This window comes from Edwardsiella sp. EA181011 (genome assembly GCF_000800725.1).
In the GTDB taxonomy this organism is placed as follows: domain Bacteria; phylum Pseudomonadota; class Gammaproteobacteria; order Enterobacterales; family Enterobacteriaceae; genus Edwardsiella; species Edwardsiella anguillarum.
This window is the reverse complement of record NZ_CP011364.1, coordinates 593,333-610,653: the sequence shown is the minus strand read 5'-3', so window position 1 is coordinate 610,653 and position 17,321 is coordinate 593,333. Positions and strand designations below refer to the sequence as shown.

General features: G+C 58.0%; 14 protein-coding genes. 8 read left to right on the top strand and 6 right to left on the bottom strand.

Features of this window, described 5'->3' with window-relative positions; all coding sequences use genetic code 11:
* The first annotated feature begins 13 nt into the window (after positions 1-13).
* The 5 genes from dnaN to QY76_RS02740 all read left to right on the top strand — a co-directional run bounded on the left by dnaN (position 14) and on the right by QY76_RS02740 (position 7,026).
* Positions 14-1,114 (top strand): DNA polymerase III subunit beta, encoded by a 1,101-nt coding sequence (dnaN, locus tag QY76_RS02760; protein ID WP_034164469.1) that lies wholly within the window; start codon positions 14-16, stop codon positions 1,112-1,114.
* A gap of 76 nt (positions 1,115-1,190) precedes the next feature.
* Complete coding sequence (recF, locus tag QY76_RS02755; protein WP_034164470.1) at positions 1,191-2,267, top strand: DNA replication/repair protein RecF; 1,077 nt, start codon at positions 1,191-1,193, stop codon at positions 2,265-2,267.
* Between the two features lie 43 nt (positions 2,268-2,310).
* The gene (gene gyrB / locus QY76_RS02750) at positions 2,311-4,725 is read left to right on the top strand and encodes a DNA topoisomerase (ATP-hydrolyzing) subunit B (protein ID WP_045426587.1); all 2,415 of its coding nucleotides are present in this window, start codon (positions 2,311-2,313) and stop codon (positions 4,723-4,725) included.
* Between the two features lie 98 nt (positions 4,726-4,823).
* Positions 4,824-5,642 carry a sugar-phosphatase gene (yidA, locus tag QY76_RS02745; RefSeq protein WP_045426584.1) on the top strand — a complete coding sequence of 273 codons (819 nt, stop codon included), beginning with the start codon at positions 4,824-4,826 and terminating at the stop codon, positions 5,640-5,642.
* Between the two features lie 85 nt (positions 5,643-5,727).
* Positions 5,728-7,026 (top strand): DUF3748 domain-containing protein, encoded by a 1,299-nt coding sequence (locus QY76_RS02740; protein WP_034164473.1) that lies wholly within the window; start codon positions 5,728-5,730, stop codon positions 7,024-7,026.
* A 6-nt stretch (positions 7,027-7,032) separates the two neighbouring features.
* Here the strand turns inward: QY76_RS02740 and QY76_RS02735 are convergent, their stop codons facing one another.
* A complete protein-coding gene (locus tag QY76_RS02735) occupies positions 7,033-7,383 on the bottom strand; it encodes a YceK/YidQ family lipoprotein (protein WP_081854103.1) in 351 nt (116 codons plus the stop codon).
* A 275-nt stretch (positions 7,384-7,658) separates the two neighbouring features.
* Between QY76_RS02735 and ibpA the strand changes: the two genes are divergently transcribed.
* The 3 genes from ibpA to QY76_RS02720 all read left to right on the top strand — a co-directional run bounded on the left by ibpA (position 7,659) and on the right by QY76_RS02720 (position 10,111).
* Positions 7,659-8,072 (top strand): small heat shock chaperone IbpA, encoded by a 414-nt coding sequence (gene ibpA / locus QY76_RS02730; RefSeq protein ID WP_049648752.1) that lies wholly within the window; start codon positions 7,659-7,661, stop codon positions 8,070-8,072.
* Positions 8,073-8,188: 116 nt separating this feature from the next.
* Positions 8,189-8,653 carry a small heat shock chaperone IbpB gene (gene ibpB / locus QY76_RS02725; RefSeq protein WP_034164588.1) on the top strand — a complete coding sequence of 155 codons (465 nt, stop codon included), beginning with the start codon at positions 8,189-8,191 and terminating at the stop codon, positions 8,651-8,653.
* Between the two features lie 195 nt (positions 8,654-8,848).
* A complete protein-coding gene (locus QY76_RS02720) occupies positions 8,849-10,111 on the top strand; it encodes a valine--pyruvate transaminase (RefSeq protein WP_045426581.1) in 1,263 nt (420 codons plus the stop codon).
* 15 nt (positions 10,112-10,126) lie between these two features.
* Here the strand turns inward: QY76_RS02720 and QY76_RS02715 are convergent, their stop codons facing one another.
* The 5 genes from QY76_RS02715 to glyS form a co-directional block, all read right to left on the bottom strand.
* The gene (locus QY76_RS02715) at positions 10,127-10,666 is read right to left on the bottom strand and encodes an MltR family transcriptional regulator (protein WP_071844099.1); all 540 of its coding nucleotides are present in this window, start codon (positions 10,664-10,666) and stop codon (positions 10,127-10,129) included.
* Between the two features lie 66 nt (positions 10,667-10,732).
* On the bottom strand, positions 10,733-11,890 hold the full coding sequence (locus tag QY76_RS02710; protein ID WP_034164477.1) for a mannitol-1-phosphate 5-dehydrogenase: 1,158 nt from the start codon (positions 11,888-11,890) through the stop codon (positions 10,733-10,735).
* Between the two features lie 118 nt (positions 11,891-12,008).
* Positions 12,009-13,979, bottom strand: coding sequence for a PTS mannitol transporter subunit IICBA (locus QY76_RS02705; RefSeq protein WP_045426640.1), 1,971 nt, complete (start codon positions 13,977-13,979; stop codon positions 12,009-12,011).
* A gap of 419 nt (positions 13,980-14,398) precedes the next feature.
* Positions 14,399-15,118: a DUF3053 domain-containing protein gene (locus tag QY76_RS02700; protein WP_034164478.1), complete on the bottom strand. Its 720-nt coding sequence runs from the start codon at positions 15,116-15,118 to the stop codon at positions 14,399-14,401.
* Between the two features lie 132 nt (positions 15,119-15,250).
* Positions 15,251-17,320: a glycine--tRNA ligase subunit beta gene (gene glyS / locus QY76_RS02695; RefSeq protein ID WP_045426577.1), complete on the bottom strand. Its 2,070-nt coding sequence runs from the start codon at positions 17,318-17,320 to the stop codon at positions 15,251-15,253.
* Between the last annotated feature and the right edge of the window lies 1 nt (position 17,321).

Here is a 17,321-nt window from a genome sequence, read left to right as displayed (position 1 = left end):
TCATCGTAGCGATATGAAATTTATTGTTGAGCGTGAGCATCTTATCAAGCCGTTGCAACAGGTGAGCAGCCCGCTGGGCGGGCGCCCTACGTTGCCGATTCTGGGTAACCTGTTGCTGCAGGTGGAAGATGGCCATCTGTCGCTGACCGGCACCGATCTCGAGATGGAGATGGTAGCCAGGGTGCCCCTGGTACAGCCCCATGAAGCGGGAGCGACGACGGTCCCGGCGCGTAAGTTTCTGGATATTTGCCGTGGTTTGCCGGACGGCGCCGAAATTTCGGTGGCCTTGGACGGCGATCGCATGCTGATCCGCTCCGGGCGCAGCCGTTTTTCTCTCTCCACCCTACCGGCCGTGGATTTTCCTAACCTGGATGACTGGCAGAGCGAGGTGGAGTTTACCCTGCCGCAGGCGACGCTGAAGCGCCTGATCGAAGCGACGCAGTTTTCCATGGCCCATCAGGACGTCCGCTATTATCTGAACGGCATGCTGTTTGAAACCGAGGGCGAAGAGCTACGCACCGTGGCGACGGATGGTCATCGCCTGGCGGTCTGTTCAATGCCGATCGGTCAGAGCCTGCCGAGCCATTCGGTGATCGTACCGCGTAAAGGCGTGATTGAACTGATGCGCCTGCTGGACGGCGGCGAGACGCCGCTGCGCCTGCAGATTGGTAGCAATAATCTGCGCGCTCACGTCGGGGGATTCATCTTTACCTCCAAGTTGGTCGATGGCCGTTTCCCTGATTATCGGCGCGTATTGCCGAAGAACCCAGATAAAGCCCTGGAGGCCGGCTGTGACGAGCTAAAGCAGGCCTTTGCCCGCGCGGCGATCCTCTCCAATGAGAAATTCCGCGGCGTACGTCTGCACGTCAGCCATAACCAGCTGAAGATCACGGCTAACAACCCGGAGCAGGAGGAGGCCGAGGAGCTGCTGGACGTGGACTATCCGGGCAGCGATCTAGAGATCGGCTTTAACGTGAGCTACGTTCTAGATGTGCTAAACGCCCTGAAGTGTGAGCGGGTGGTGATGATGCTGACGGATGCGGTTTCCAGCGTACAGATAGAAGATGCCGCCAGCCAGGCGGCGGTGTATGTCGTGATGCCGATGCGTTTGTAACGATGGCGCTCCTTTACTCACGTAGTGAGTCTTTGCGCCGCGGCGGATCTGCCGCGGCCATGGCAGGGCGGTGTGCATGGCATTGACCCGTCTCGTGATCCGTGATTTTCGTAACATCGAAGAGGCCGATCTCGCGTTGGCCCCTGGGTTTAATTTTCTGGTCGGCGCGAACGGCAGTGGAAAGACCAGCGTGCTGGAGGCCATCTATACGCTGGGGCACGGGCGGGCGTTTCGCAGCCTGCAGGCCGGGCGGGTGATCCGTCACGACTGCGCCGCGTTTGTGCTGCATGGCCGTATTGATGACGGCGGCGGGCGGGAGCTGGCTGTCGGGCTGAGCAAGGATCGCCAGGGGGACAGCAAGGTTCGCATCGACGGCAGCGACGGTCATAAAGTGGCTGAGCTGGCGCAGATGCTGCCAATGCAGCTGATCACCCCGGAGGGGTTTACCCTGCTCAACGGCGGACCTAAATACCGCAGGTCCTTCCTGGACTGGGGCTGTTTTCATGGCGATCGGGGCTTTTTTACCGCGTGGAACAATCTGCGGCGGGTGTTGAAGCAGCGCAATGCCGCGCTGCGTCAGGTGACGCGCTATGCCCAAATCCGGCCCTGGGATCAGGAGCTGGTGCCGCTGGCCGAGCAGGTCAGCGCGCTGCGGGCGGCCTACAGCGAGGCTATCGCACAGGATATTGCGGCAACCTGCAGCCAGTTTTTACCAGAGTATGCGCTATCCTTTTCGTTTATGCGCGGCTGGGATCGCGAGGGCGATTATGCTGAGCTGCTGGAGCGTCATTTTGAGCGCGATCGGGCGCTGACCTATACCGCGCAGGGGCCGCATAAGGCGGACTTCCGCATCCGCGCCGACGGTACGCCGGTTGAGGATTTGCTGTCGCGCGGACAGCTAAAATTGTTGATGTGCGCGCTGCGCCTCGCACAGGGAGAATACCTGACGCGTCACAGCGGCCGTCAGTGTCTGTATCTGATCGATGACTTCGCCTCTGAGCTGGATGCCGGGCGGCGCCGTTTGCTTGCCGAACGGCTGAAAGCTACCGGCGCACAGGTGTTTGTCAGCGCGGTCAACGCCGATCAGGTCGGCGACATGGTTGATGAAAAGGGCAAGATGTTCCGCGTGGAACAGGGTAAAATAGCCGTTTAGATTCGATTTATTACGATAGTTATCCAATGAGCGAGAAAGGCTGATGTCAAATACGTATGACTCCTCAAGTATCAAGGTATTAAAAGGGCTGGATGCCGTTCGTAAGCGCCCGGGCATGTACATCGGGGATACCGATGATGGTACGGGTCTGCACCACATGGTGTTTGAGGTGGTGGATAACGCGATTGACGAAGCGCTCGCTGGTTATTGCAAAGATATCATCGTCACCATTCACAGTGACAACTCTGTCTCCGTACAGGATGACGGCCGCGGCATCCCAACCGGCATTCACCCGGAGGAGGGTGTCTCTGCCGCCGAGGTCATCATGACCGTGCTGCACGCCGGCGGTAAATTTGACGACAACTCCTATAAAGTCTCCGGCGGCCTGCATGGCGTGGGGGTTTCCGTAGTGAATGCCCTGTCCGAGAAGCTGGAGCTGGTGATCCGCCGCGATGGCCATGTCCATGAGCAAATCTACCGGCACGGTGTGCCGGCGGCGCCGCTGAAGGTAGTTGGCGACACCGAGCAGACCGGTACCCGCGTGCGTTTCTGGCCGAGCATGGAGACCTTCAGCAATGTGGTCGAATTCCAGTATGACATTCTGGCTAAGCGCCTGCGTGAACTCTCTTTCCTGAACTCCGGCGTCTCCATTCGCCTGCGCGACAAACGCAACGATCGCGAAGATCATTTCCACTATGAGGGTGGGATCAAGGCGTTTGTTGAGTATCTGAACAAAAACAAAACGCCGATCCATCCGAACGTGTTTTACTTTTCGACCATGAAGGATGATATCGGCGTAGAGGTGGCTCTGCAGTGGAACGATGGCTTCCAGGAGAATATCTACTGCTTTACCAATAACATCCCGCAGCGCGACGGCGGGACTCATCTGGCCGGTTTCCGTGCGGCGATGACCCGTACGCTGAACAGCTACATGGAAAACGAAGGCTATACCAAGAAGAGCAAAATCTCCGCCACCGGCGACGATGCGCGTGAGGGGCTGATTGCCGTGGTGTCCGTGAAGGTGCCGGATCCCAAGTTCTCCTCTCAGACCAAGGATAAGCTGGTCTCTTCTGAGGTGAAATCCGCCGTTGAGTCGCTGATGAACGAGCGTCTGGCTGAATACCTGCTGGAAAATCCCAGCGATGCCAAAATCGTCGTAGGTAAAATCATCGACGCGGCCCGCGCCCGTGAGGCGGCTCGCAAGGCGCGTGAAATGACCCGTCGCAAGGGCGCGCTGGATCTGGCCGGCCTGCCGGGCAAGCTGGCGGACTGCCAGGAGCGCGATCCCGCCCATTCAGAGCTTTACTTAGTGGAAGGGGACTCTGCGGGCGGCTCTGCCAAGCAGGGGCGTAACCGTAAGAATCAGGCCATCCTGCCGCTGAAGGGTAAGATCCTCAACGTCGAGAAGACACGCTTCGATAAGATGCTCTCCTCGCAGGAGGTCGCGACCCTGATCACCGCACTGGGCTGCGGCATTGGTCGGGATGAGTACAACCCGGATAAGCTGCGCTACCACAGCATTATTATCATGACCGATGCCGACGTCGACGGTTCGCACATTCGTACGCTGCTGCTGACCTTCTTCTACCGCCAGATGCCGGAAATTATCGAGCGCGGCCATGTGTATATTGCTCAGCCGCCGCTGTACAAGGTGAAGAAAGGCAAGCAGGAGCAGTACATTAAAGACGATGAGGCGATGGACCAGTATCAGATGTCCATCGCGCTGGACGGCGCCGCCCTGCATATCAACGCCGCTGCCCCTGCGTTGGCCGGTGAGCCGCTGGAAAAACTGGTGGCGGAACATTACCAGGTGCAGAAGCTGATCGGTCGCATGGAGCGTCGCTATCCCAAGGCGGTGCTGAATCAGCTTATTTATCAGCCGACCCTCAGCGAAGCCGACCTGGGGAACCAGGCGCAGGTTGAGCAGTGGATTAACTCGCTGGTGGCAACGCTGAACGAGAAGGAGCTGCACGGTAGTGTCTATAGCGCCCGCGTTCTGGAGAATCGCGAACGCCAGATGTTTGAGCCGCTGGTGCGCGTGCGTACCCACGGCGTGGATACCGACTACGCGTTTGACTTTGACTTTGCTCACGGCGCCGAATATCGCCGCATTTGCGCGCTGGGCGAAAAGCTGCGTGACCTGTTGGAAGAGAGCGCCTTCGTGGAGCGCGGCGAGCGTCGCCAGCCGGTGATCAGCTTTGAGCAGGCGCTGGACTGGTTGGTGAAGGAGTCGCGTCGCGGCCTGGCCATTCAGCGCTACAAAGGGCTGGGTGAAATGAACCCGGAACAGCTGTGGGAAACCACCATGGATCCGGAAGGGCGCCGCATGCTGCGCGTGACCATCAAGGATGCGGTGGCGGCCGATCAGTTGTTCACCACCCTGATGGGGGATGCGGTTGAGCCGCGCCGGGCCTTTATTGAAGAGAACGCGCTGAAAGCGTCCAATCTGGACTTTTAATTGCGCCGGATATAATGAGTTGAAAAGGGACGGAAACGTCCCTTTTTGCTGTGGGTTAACCAGCGCTGACCCGCGTGCATTGAATAAGGGAGCCAATCATGCCAATTAAACTGATCGCTATCGATTTGGATGGAACGCTGCTGAACGAGGCGCGGGAAATTACACCGGCGGTAAAGGCCGCCATCGCTGACGCGCGCCGGCGGGGGGTTAAAGTGGTGTTGGCCACCGGCCGCCCGCTGATCGGGGTGCGTCCTTACCTACGCGAGCTGGCGCTGGATGTCGCCGGGGAGTATTGCCTGTGCAATAACGGGGGGCTGATTGTCCATGCCGATAGCGGAGAGACCCTGTTTGAGACCGCGTTGGACTATAGCGACTACCGTTATCTGGAGGCGCTGGCGCGTGAGGTGGGCTGCCATTTTCACGCGCTGGACGCTGAGCGTCTGTTTACCGCCAATAGGGATATCAGTAAGTACACGGTGCACGAATCCTTTATTACCGGCATTCCGCTGTATTTTTGCCCGGCAGAACAGATGGATCCTTCCCTGCGTTTTCCCAAGGTGATGATGATCGATCACCCCAAGGTGCTGGAGGCGGCGATCGCGCGCATTCCCGCGCAGGCGTATCAACGCTATACCCTGCTGCGTAGCAGCCCGTTCTTCCTCGAGATCCTACATCGCGACGTGGACAAAGGGAAAGGGATCGCACGTTTGGCCGAGCATCTGGGTATCGACCGCCAGCATGTGATGTGTATTGGCGACCACGGTAACGATCTGGCGATGATTGACTACGCCGGCCTGGGGGTGGCGATGGGCAACGCCGAGCCGGCCATTCTAGCCGCGGCGCAGTATGTGACGGCCAGCAACCGCGAAGATGGCGTGGCGCAGGCTATCCAGCGCTGGATTCTCAATGCGGCGTAAGCCGCTGTGTAAAATGCCGCTTATGGATAGTCTCTCCGGCGGGCCTGGTTTATGCTGGTAAAAACAGGCCGCCAGGGGGCTAATTATGCGCCATCCATCAGAGTTACAGCTTACCTACGATGCCCGCGGGCATCAGTTGACCAATACCCATGTCTGGACACCCGACAGCCGCTGGATAGCCTATGACGTGCGTCCGCACGGTGCGACATTCAGCGGCGAGACCATTGAGCGGGTCAGCGTGCCCGATGGCCAGACGCAGTGTCTCTACTGCGCCGTCGACGGCGCCTGCGTTGGCGTGGTCACGGTGGCGCCAACGCTGCCGGAGCGCTATGTCTTTATTCACGGGCCGGAGCACCCAGATGCGCTCTGGCAGTACGATTTTCACCATCGGCGTGGGGTGATCGTCAGCGCCGAGCATCCCGACGTTGCAGAGACGCTGGACGCGCTGGATATCACGCCCCCCTATACTCCCGGTGCCCTGCGCGGTGGCTCCCACGTACACGTCTTTAGCCCCGATGCGTCGCGCCTGAGCTTTACCTATAACGATCATGTGATGCACGAGGACTCTCCTGAGCGCGATCAGCGCAACGTGGGGGTCGCGCTGTCGGGATCGCCGGTACGCTCTGCCAAAACGCACCCGCGTGAGTATGATGGCAGCCATTTCTGCGTGCTGGTAACCCACACGACGCCAACGCCGCGTCCCGGCAGCGATGATATCACCCGGGCCTATGAGGAGGGCTGGGTCGGTCAGCGGGGATACCTGAAGCCCGACGGCCAGCGTCAGCGCTGGGCGCTGGCATTTATCGGCGATACGTTGTCAGAAGACGGCCAGCGCGTACCGGAGCTGTTTATTGTTGACCTGCCTGAAGAGGATAGCGCCTATCGTCTGGCTGGCGTCTCACCGCTGCAGGGGAGCGGGGGCACCCTGCCGGCGCCGCCGGCCGGCGTATCGCAGCGGCGATTGACGTTTACCCATTCTCGGCGCTACCCCGGCCTGGCGACGATCCCGCGGCACTGGGTTCGCAGCGCGCCGGACGGCGGGAGCATCGCGTTTCTGATGCGGGACGAAAATGGCGTGGTACAGCTGTGGCGCGTATCGCCTAACGGCGGTGAGCTACGCCAGGTGACCCACGGAGAATATGACGTGCAGTCCGCCTTTAACTGGCACCCGGACGGGCGCTCGGTGCTGATGGTGATGGATAACAGCGTGGTGCGCTGCGATGTGGCCAGCGGAGCGGTCACCCGGATCACCGAGCGTACGGCGCAGCCTCCCTGCGCGGACGCCGTCATTCCGTCGCCGGATGGCCGCTGGGTAGCCTATATGCGAGAGGTCAACGGTTGGGCACAAATTTTTGTCGCGCGCCTGAGCTCGGATGACGAGTAGCCGCGGTCAGTTTCCTAGCGCTGCCGGTGGCGCCATGCCGCTGGCAACGCTGGCCTGCTCGGCGCGCTGAACCCGGGCGCGCGGCGACTCCGCGGCCGGATCGTCGTCGGCGCGGTAGTAGTCATAGGGCAACAGCAGCGTATCGGCAACCGCCGACAGCGGTAGGTCCAGCGCCAACAGCGGGCGCATGGCCCAGCCGCTCTCCTCGCTGCCGATCATTTGCAGATCGTTTTTGGTCCCTGCGTAGTAGCCCTGATGGGGGCCGACGCGCGTCATGACGCTGGAGCATCCGCTGCTGAGTAACAGCATACTCCCGGCAAGCAGGAGCGTGGTATGGCGCACGAAGGGTGTAGTCATAGTGTCATCCAGGGCTGATTCCAATCTGCCGCTGTCTCTTTCCGGCAACGCTGCTTAGCATATACCGGAATATTGACGGTGTGTTTGTTTTTCAGCCAAATTTTGTCAATATGTGCTGTATCATAAAATTTAGACGATAGCGCTTGAAAACGTCAGGATCGTCGCCATCTTATTAAAAGAGTAATGATGGATATGCCGATAGGGTATCTATTTAATCAATCTGTCCATTAGGAAGATTATTTCATCCTCGCTGCATTGTTTAGGAGGTTGTCGCTATGCGTAATTTTGATTTGGCACCGCTGTACCGTTCTGCTATCGGATTCGATCGTTTATTCAATCTTATTGAGTCGGGGCAGAATAATACCAATGGGGGATATCCTCCGTATAATGTTGAACTGGTAGATGATAATCACTACCGTATTTCTATTGCCGTCGCTGGCTTTGATGAGGAGGAGTTTGAGATAATATCTCATTCCAACTCACTGATTATTAAAGGCTCTCATCAAGTGAGCGACAAGCAGCGCACCTATTTGTATCAGGGGATCGCCGAGCGTAATTTTGAGCGTAAATTTCAGCTGGCTGAACATATTCATATAGAAGGCGCGCGGCTGGAGAATGGACTATTATTTATCGACTTGGCACGCGTCATTCCCGAGTCGCAGCAGGCGCGTAAGATTGCCATAAAATAACGGCAGTTAGCTGGTTGGCTGATTCTATTTTTTGCCTGCCTTTGGGGGCAATGCAGGTGGAAATAATTCCACCTGAGCATTATTAACATCTCGCTTCTTAGAAGGAGTATATGAACATGCGTAATTATGACCTTTCACCGTTAATGCGTCAGTGGATTGGTTTTGACAAGCTGGCTAATGCCATGCAAACCTCGCTGGAACCGCAGGGATTTCCACCCTATAACATTGAAAAGAGTGATGATAACCACTACCGCATCTCTCTCGCGCTGGCGGGATTTCGCCAGAGTGAGCTGGATATTGAGGTTGAAGGCCCACGCCTGACGGTGCGCGGCAACCCGGTCAAACCGGAAAAGCCGGTGGAGTACCTGCATCAGGGGCTGGTGTGCAAAGCCTTTGAGTTGAGCTTTACCCTGGCAGAACACCTGACGGTAGAGGGCGCCGCCTTTGAAAACGGCCTATTGAATATCGACCTGGTGCGTCACGTACCGGAGGCGCTCCAGCCGCAGCGTATTATCATCAGCGCCGCGCAGCGCGATCCGGCGGCGCTCGAGTGCCGGGATGAACCGAACACCCAACAGTAATAATCAGATCGTCCATACCTCCCGTGGGTATAAACCCTCTCGATTTGGCGCAGCCGCGGCTGCGCCTTTTTTTATTCTGCTATTCCTGACTTTTACAGAATAATCAAAATAAAGGGGCTGGGCGGTCGACTTGTCGCCTCGCCGAACTGCAGGTAAGGTGGCTTTTTTTATCCCTAACCGTCCGCGTGGTCCGCTATGACGTTTTCTGCTTTTGGCGAGAGATTTACCCGTTACTCCGCAATCACCCGTCTGATGGACGATCTCAATAATGGCCTGCGCACACCCGGCGCCGTTATGCTGGGCGGCGGTAACCCGGCGCGGATTGCGCAGATGGAGGATTATTTTACCTCCCTATGTCGTGAGTTGCTGGAGGAGGGGACGCTGGGTGAAGCGCTGTGTAACTATGATGGACCACAGGGTAAGGATACGCTGCTGGAGGCGTTGGCCAGGCTGCTATCAGAACAGTATGGCTGGCCGATTGGGGCACAAAATATTGCGCTGACTAACGGCAGTCAGAGCGCGTTTTTCTACCTCTTTAACCTGTTTGCGGGTCGGCGCAGCGATGGCGCTCGGCGGCGGGTCCTGTTTCCGCTGGCGCCGGAGTATATCGGCTATGCCGACGCTGGCCTGGAGGATGATCTGTTTGTGGCGCTCAAACCCAGCATTGCGCTGCTGCCTCAGGGACAGTTCAAGTACCATATCGACTTCGATCGCTTGAAGATTGAGGATGACATTGGACTGATCTGCGTATCGCGGCCAACCAACCCAACCGGGAACGTGCTGACGGATGAAGAGCTTACCCGCCTAGATGCTCTGGCACGGCAGCATAGGGTTCCGCTGCTGATCGATAACGCCTACGGGGTGCCCTTTCCCGGGATCATCTTTACCGAGGCGACGCCGCTGTGGAACCCAAATACGATCCTGTGCATGAGCTTGTCGAAGCTAGGGTTGCCGGGCGTACGCTGCGGGATCGTGGTGGCTGACGAACGAACCATTCAGGCGCTGAGCAATATGAACGGCGTCATCAGTCTCTCTCCGGGCAGCATGGGTCCCGCGCTGGCACTGCGCATGATCGAGCGCTGCGACCTGCTGCGGCTGAGTCGCGAGGTGATCCGCCCTTTCTATCAGCAGCGTGTTGACCAGACGCTGGCGATTATTCGCCGCTATCTGCCGGAGGAGCGCTGCCTGATCCACCGCCCAGAGGGGGCAATTTTTCTTTGGCTATGGTTTAAGGATCTGCCGATTGGTAGCGAAGTACTGTATCAACGACTGAAACTGCGCGGCGTACTGATGGTTCCCGGCGACCACTTTTTTCCGGGGCTGGCGCAGGATTGGCCGCATACACGGCAGTGTATGCGCATGAACTATGTGCCGGATCCGGCGTTGATTGAACGCGGGGTGCAGATCCTGGCAGAAGAGGTCGAGCGTGCCTACTGCGAAGCGGCACTACGCGAGTGATAGGACGCTTTACCGTTAAAAGGCCTTCTTATGCGCAAGGCTGGCCAGCATTTCGGTGAGGCTTAACACCAGTGTTGAACGCACCATTTGCTGATAACGCTGCTGCTGCATATCAACTAAGCGGGAGTCGACCACATCCTCAGGGAGATGCAATGTGGGCGCGAGTGGTAAGTGACGCATGCCGTGCAGCATGCGGAGTGGGCCGAGCACTTCATCGTCGGTAAAGTGGTAAGTCTGGCTATCCAACGTCAGTTGGTTATGCAGCGCCAGCAGCAGCTCGATATCCTCATACTCGATGCGGCTGATGGCACCTAAGGCATAGATCAGCTTTAAACGCATCGGTAGCGCCGCTAATGGACCATCGCTCTCTAGCAGGGGTTCGACGGCATATTTCACCGCATAGTCATCCTTACGGAACGCCTGTAACACTAAACGGTCGATAGCCTCGGCCAGCATCGGTATCGCCGCTTGTAGCAGGCCCTTTACTGTCTGTCTGGCATTGAGCCGTTCCAGAATGCGGTTCTCAAAAGCCTGGGTTTCTTCCATTGTTGCCATAGTGTGGTTTCATGCGCCGGGAGTTGCCCGACGCATGCCTATCATCAGAAGTCTGTATTGAGTAAATTATGCCTTATGTCGCAGGGTTCGATATACCTTTGCTACCGCCGAGGTGACCTGAGGATAATCCTCCAACTGAGCGAATTGGTTTAACGCTGTCTCAACGCCGAGGTGCGCGATCTGTTGCGCCATCTCTTGTGCCTGGGGATCGTGTGCATTGCGGTAACATAAGGCGGCGGCAATCCCGATCAGCAGGTGACGATGTGGTAAGGCGTATTCTAGAGTTCCACGCAACGGCTTGGTTAAACGATCCATCGCCCCCAGCTTACGCAAAGGCTGGCGCCCGACGCGCTCGACGTCGTCCCGCAGATAAGGGTTTTCGAAGCGGGAGAGGATTTTTTCAATATAGGCGTGGTGTTGCTGAGGGTCGAAGCCATAGCGACGGATCAGTACCGCGCCACTCTCCTCCATAGCCGCCTTGACGTTGCTGCGGATCGCGGGGTCAAGGATCGCCTCGCGGATGGTGCGATAACCCGCCAAGCAGCCCAGATAGGCGGTGATGGCGTGGCCGGTATTGAGAGTGAATAGCTTTCGCTCGACATAGGCCATCAGATTGGCTGTTGGCTCCATGCCAGCGATAACCGGTAGCTCGCCCTTGAACTGCGTGCTATCGACGATCCATTCGCTGAAGGTTTCCACTGTGACGTCCAAGGGATCGTCGTTGGCGGCGTCGCTGGGCGGCACGATGCGATCCACGGCGGAGTCGACGAAGCCGATCTGCTGGTTTACCCAGGGGTGTAGCGCCGTTGGTAGAATGGCCATGACGTGCTGTTTCAGTTGGCTGGTGCCGCGTACCATATTCTCACAGGCGATGATATTGAGCGGCTGCGCATTGCCGATGCGATGACGCTCAAGCAACCCTTGCGCTAGGGTGGCGGAGAGCCGGTTCAATACCTGTGGGCCGACGGCGGTGGTGATGATATCGGCGTGGGCGATTTGCGCGATCGCATCGGGGCTGGCGCTGTGGATGGCGCTGACATGCTGTACCCGCTCGACACGTTGTTGCTCGCCGACGACATGGACCTCGTAGCTTTGCTGATGAGCCAACTGATCGATCAATGGCTGATTGACGTCGGCGAAGGTCAGCTCGGCATTGGCATCTGCCAGCAGTTTACCGATAAAGCCACGCCCAATATTACCTGCACCAAAATGAATTGCTTTCATGTTAAACCTCACCTGAATAGGAAGTGATCCGGTGTGTCCTAGGACGAGATGGCCCTAAAACGAGGTGGTACTAGGACGCACCGTCTATCTCTGTCACCGACGTCCGCATCGCGGCGAATTACGCCGCTCGCTCACTGCGTAGTAGCTGAAGAATTTCACGTACGCTGGTGCTATGGATGAGACGAGTAATGATGCTCTCGTCGTCCAAGGCGTTGGTCAGGCGAGTAATAACCTGGATATGTTCATTATTACGGGCGGCGATACCTATCACCAGATGGGCGATATCAGCAGGATCGTCGCCGAAGCGGACACCCTGTGGGTACTGGCAAATGACGACACCGGTACGCAGGACGCGATCTTTGGCGGCTACGGTACCGTGCGGTACAGCGATGGATTCGCCGAGGTAAGTGGAGGTTAACGCCTCGCGCGCCAACATCGCCTCGATATAGTCGGCCTCGACATAGCATCGAGCCACCAGTTGGGCGCCGGCGAAGCGGATGGCCTGTTCTTTATCATCGGCATGCTGGCTGAGGAAGATGTCGTGCTCCTGTAGTTCAAATAGCTGTTCGTCACCGAGCTCATAATGATCATCATTAGCGGCGGCAACCGGTTGATTAATCAGCCGACTATCGTTTGCCGCCTGCGGAAGATGAGCGGCGAGCAGACGCGTAGTCAGGTCGTTGTACAGTCCACTGTCGAGGAAGTTGCTCAGAGACAGATGGATAGCGTGTGGAGCGTGACGTAGGGCGCGTTCGGTTAAGTCTCGGTGTGTGATCACCAGATCCACATCATCGGGCAGGGCGTTAATCGCGAGGTTACGGACCTGGACCTGGCTTAATCCAGCCTCGACGATCTTTTTGCGCAGTACGCCAGCGCCCATCGCGCTCGATCCCATGCCGGCGTCACACGCTACGATGATGTTACGCACCTGACTCAGGTCGTGTGCCAGATCAAGATGTGCACGGGTGGGCTGCGGCGCAGCCTGTTGACCTGACTCGCCTTTTGCCTGTTGTTTCATCCCCTGAATGCGCCGAGTGGCGTTGGCCAGACCGTCGTTATCTTGTTGACCGGCAGGCGCCCGCTTCAGCATCAGGCTGGCGACGACAAAGGTGACGAGGCAGGAGCTGAGTACGGCAAGGCTCACGCCGATCAGCGACGACTTCGGCGTCATTAGCAGGATGGCGAAGATAGAGCCGGGTGAGGCGGGAGAGACCAACCCGGCATGGAACAGCGTCAGGGTGAAGATACCGGTCATGCCGCCGAGGATCACCGCCAGGACTAGACGGGGATTCATCAATACATACGGGAAGTAGATCTCGTGGATTCCCCCGAAGAAATGGATGACGGCGGCGCCGGGAGCTGACTGCTTGGCGCTGCCCTTGCCGAAGAACATATAGGCCAGCAACACGCCCAGGCCTGGCCCTGGGTTCGCCTCGATCAGGAAGAATATGGATTTACCCGTTTCGGTGGCTTGTTGAATGCCGAGTGGGGAGAATATACCGTGGTTAATCGCGTTATTAAGAAATAAAATTTTCGCTGGTTCGACGAAGATCGCCGTTAATGGCAACAAGTTATTCTGAACCAGCAAGTTGACGCCGCTGGCTAACAAAGTAGAGAGCACGGCGACCAATGGCCCGATAGCCAGGAAGGCCAGCATGGCTAGCAGCATGCCCAGAATACCGGCGGAGAAGTTGCTGGCCAGCATTTCGAAGCCGCTTTTGACCCGGCCATTGAGCCAATGATCGACGCGCTTGATAGCCCAACCGCCCAGCGGACCAGCCATCATTGCTCCCATAAACATCGGAATATCGGCGCCGATGATCACCCCTATTGTGGTGATGGCACCGACCACGCCACCGCGTTCGCCGCCGATTAAACGCCCGCCGGTATAGCCGATCAGCAGTGGCAACAGGTAGGTGATCATGGGGCCGACCAACTTGGCCAGCGTTTCATTGGGCAGCCAGCCCGTTGGAATAAAGAGAGCGGTAATCAGACCCCAGGCAATAAAAGCGCCAATGTTGGGCATAACCATATTGCTGAGGAAGCGGCCAAAATTTTGTACCTTGACCTTAATGTCTGGTGATAACATAAAACGTCCCTCGGTGGTGCGCGTAACAGGGCAACGCGTCGTGGTTTGTTGGATGGTTTCGCCAAAAACCATCAGTCGTTTTGTATGCAAAATCGACTCTATCACGACCCGTTGTTCACGCGTACCCCGAGGTTTTTTTGTGATAAAAATCACTATTTGTCCCCGGTGGAGGTGGTGTTTATGGTGATCTTAATCACAAAAAATTCGCTAAAGGCGTAGCATATTCGAGGTGTTTGGTTGTTTTTTGTGAACGAAATCACTAATTTTGTTGTTCGCTTTGTTTTTGAAATGTGATGTTGATCGCAAGATATTTGTGGGTGAGCGTGACATCGGTCGGTGTGTGGCAGGGGAAAGCCGATGAGCGGGGGATGGTCATAAAAAACCCGGCCATAGCCGGGTGATCTACGGAGATGTGGAACTCAGTTCTGCAGCAGCCCGGCATTTTGCTGTTGGGCCGCCATCAGCGCTTGGTATTTTACCGAGAGATCGCGCATCAGCTGGTTGTACTGATCGACCTGAGCCTGGGTCTGCAGCTGTACGCCCTGATTATCGAAGCGCGCCTGCGGTCCCAGATTTTGCAGGAAATCACCGACCTGTACCAGCGTTTGGGCGACGCCCGCCGCCTGCGGGATCATCGGCATAACGGCGTTGCTGGGGCCGGTGACAATCTTGGTGAAGGCTTTGTCGAAGACGGCTTTGACCTCTTCAGGCTGCTTCAGCGTGGCGTAGGCGCCGTCGGCCTGAGCCTTGGCACTCTGGATCTGCTGGCCCAGCATGTTCAGCGCGCCAAGCTCCTGCTGCAGACGATCGCGCTGGGTCAGATACTCCTGCGGAGTACGGATCTGTTGCAGGGTACTGAACAGCGGCGTCATGCTGGCTTCCATGGCGCGGTTAAAGTTCTGAGAAAAGGTGACCAGAATAGCATAGTCGCCGGCATAGTGCCCCAGCTGCTGTTTTTGGGCCTCGCTCAGGGTGGGGATCGTAACGCTGCCGCGCATTACCGTATTCTGCAGATAGTCGATAAAGGCTTTTTGCTGCTCTTTATCGCTATCGCCGCAGCCACTCAGCTGCATGACGAAAAAGAGTGCCATAACGGGCATCAGCAGGCGCTGTGCCCATGTTTTTACTGCGAATGTCATGTGAGTGACTCCTGTAAACCGCGCAAGGGTGATGCGAAATCTGTCAATCTAGTGTACCCCGTAAAATGCGGGATAACAGCCATAAAGTAAAAAACCCGCCTAACGGCGGGTTAGATAGCCTGCTTCGCGAACCTACTGCAGAACGGAGATGTCGGCGACCTGCAGGAAGAGATCGCGCAGCTTGTTCAGCAGCGTCAGGCGGTTGATGCGGACCTGCTCATCGTCGGCCATGACCATGACCTGCTCGAAGAAGTCATCAACCGGCTGACGCAGGGTAGCCAGCTCAACCAACGCTTCCTGATAACGGCCGTCGGCGAACAGCGGCGCCAGCTTCTCCTGCAGCGTGATCAGGTTGGCCGCCAGACGGATTTCCGCCGGCTCTTTCAGCAGGGCGGCCTGCACCTGTTCAGCCAGGACATCGCCTGATTTGGCTAGGATATTGGAGACGCGCTTGTTCGCGGCGGCCAGCGTAGCGGCCTCCGGCAGGGTACGGAAGTGGCTGACGGCGCGTACGCGGGCGTCGAAGTCGGCCGGACGGGTCGGACGGCGCGCCAGCACCGCCTGAATGGTGTCAACGGCATGCCCCTCTTCCTGATACCACGCGCGGAAGCGGCCCAGCATAAACTCCACAACGTCATCGACGACGCTGGCGTTGCTCAGCTTGTCACCGTACAGGCGCACGGCCTCCTGCGTCAGGGTCAGCAGATCCAGCGGCAGCTTTTTCTCTACGACGATACGCAGCACGCCCAGCGCGGCGCGGCGCAGAGCAAACGGATCTTTATCGCCCTTCGGATGCTGACCGATGCCGAAGATCCCCGCCAGGGTATCCATTTTATCGGCAATGGCGACAGCGCAGGCGACCAGGGAGCTGGGCAGCGCATCGCCGGCAAAGCGCGGCATATACTGTTCGTTCAGGGCGACGGCGACCTCTTCGGCCTCGCCGTCGTGGCGGGCATAGTGCATCCCCATGACCCCCTGGGTGTCGGTGAACTCAAACACCATGTTGGTCATCAGGTCACACTTGGACAGCAGGCCCGCGCGGGTTGCCATATTGACATCGGCGCCGATCTGCTGGGCAATCCAGCCGGCCAGCGCGGTGATGCGATCGGTCTTGTCACGCAGGCTGCCCAGCTGCTGCTGGAACAGCACGCTTTCCAGACGTGGCAGGTTGTCCTCAAGGCGCTGCTTACGGTCGGTTTTGAAGAAGAACTCGGCGTCGGCCAGACGCGGGCGTACCACCTTCTCGTTGCCGGCGATGATCTGCTGGGCATCCTTGGAGTCAATATTGGCGACAAAGATGAAGTTTGGCAGCAGCTTGCCTGCCGCATCGTAAACCGGGAAGTATTTCTGGTCACCTTTCATGGTGTATACCAGCGCCTCTGCCGGAACGGCGAGGAATTTCTCTTCGAACTTGGCGGTCAGCACGACCGGCCATTCGACCAGAGAGGTGACCTCTTCCAGCAGGCTGTCGCTCAGATCGGCTACGCCGCCGATGCGGGCCGCCGCGGCTTCGGCATCGCGCTTGATCAGCGCCTTGCGGGCGTTATAGTCAGCGATAACCTTACCGCGCTCCAGCAGGATCTGCGGATACTGATCGGCGTTGTCGAGGGTGAACTCGGCTTCGCCCATAAAGCGGTGGCCGCGGATTACGCGATCGGACGGCACCCCAAGGATCGTCGCCGGAATGCTTTCACTGCCCAGCAGCAGGGTGACGGTATGCACCGGGCGGACAAACTGCGTATCGCTGTCGCCCCAGCGCATCAGCTTGGGGATAGGCAGGCGAGACAGGGCGCTGGCGACCAGCGCAGGCAGCAGATCCTGGGCGCGCTGCCCTTTCTGCAGCGCGCGGTACAGCAGCCACTCGCCTTTGTCGGTGCTCAGGCGTTCAGCCTGATCGACGCTGATGCCACAGCCGCGGGCCCAGCCCTCGGCCGCCTTGGTCGGCTTACCCTCGGCGTCGAACGCCTGGGCGATGGCCGGACCCCGTTTTTCGATCTCGCGATCGGGCTGCGCCGCGTTCAGGGCGGCGACTTTCAGCGCCAGGCGGCGCGGTGCGGCGAACCATTCGATATCGCCGTGCGCCAGACCGGCATTATCCAGCTCTGTGCGGAAGTTGTCGGCAAAGGCCTGCGCCAGGGAGCGAAGAGCTTTCGGCGGCAGCTCTTCCGTGCCGATTTCAACCAGGAAAGTCTGTTGCGTCATG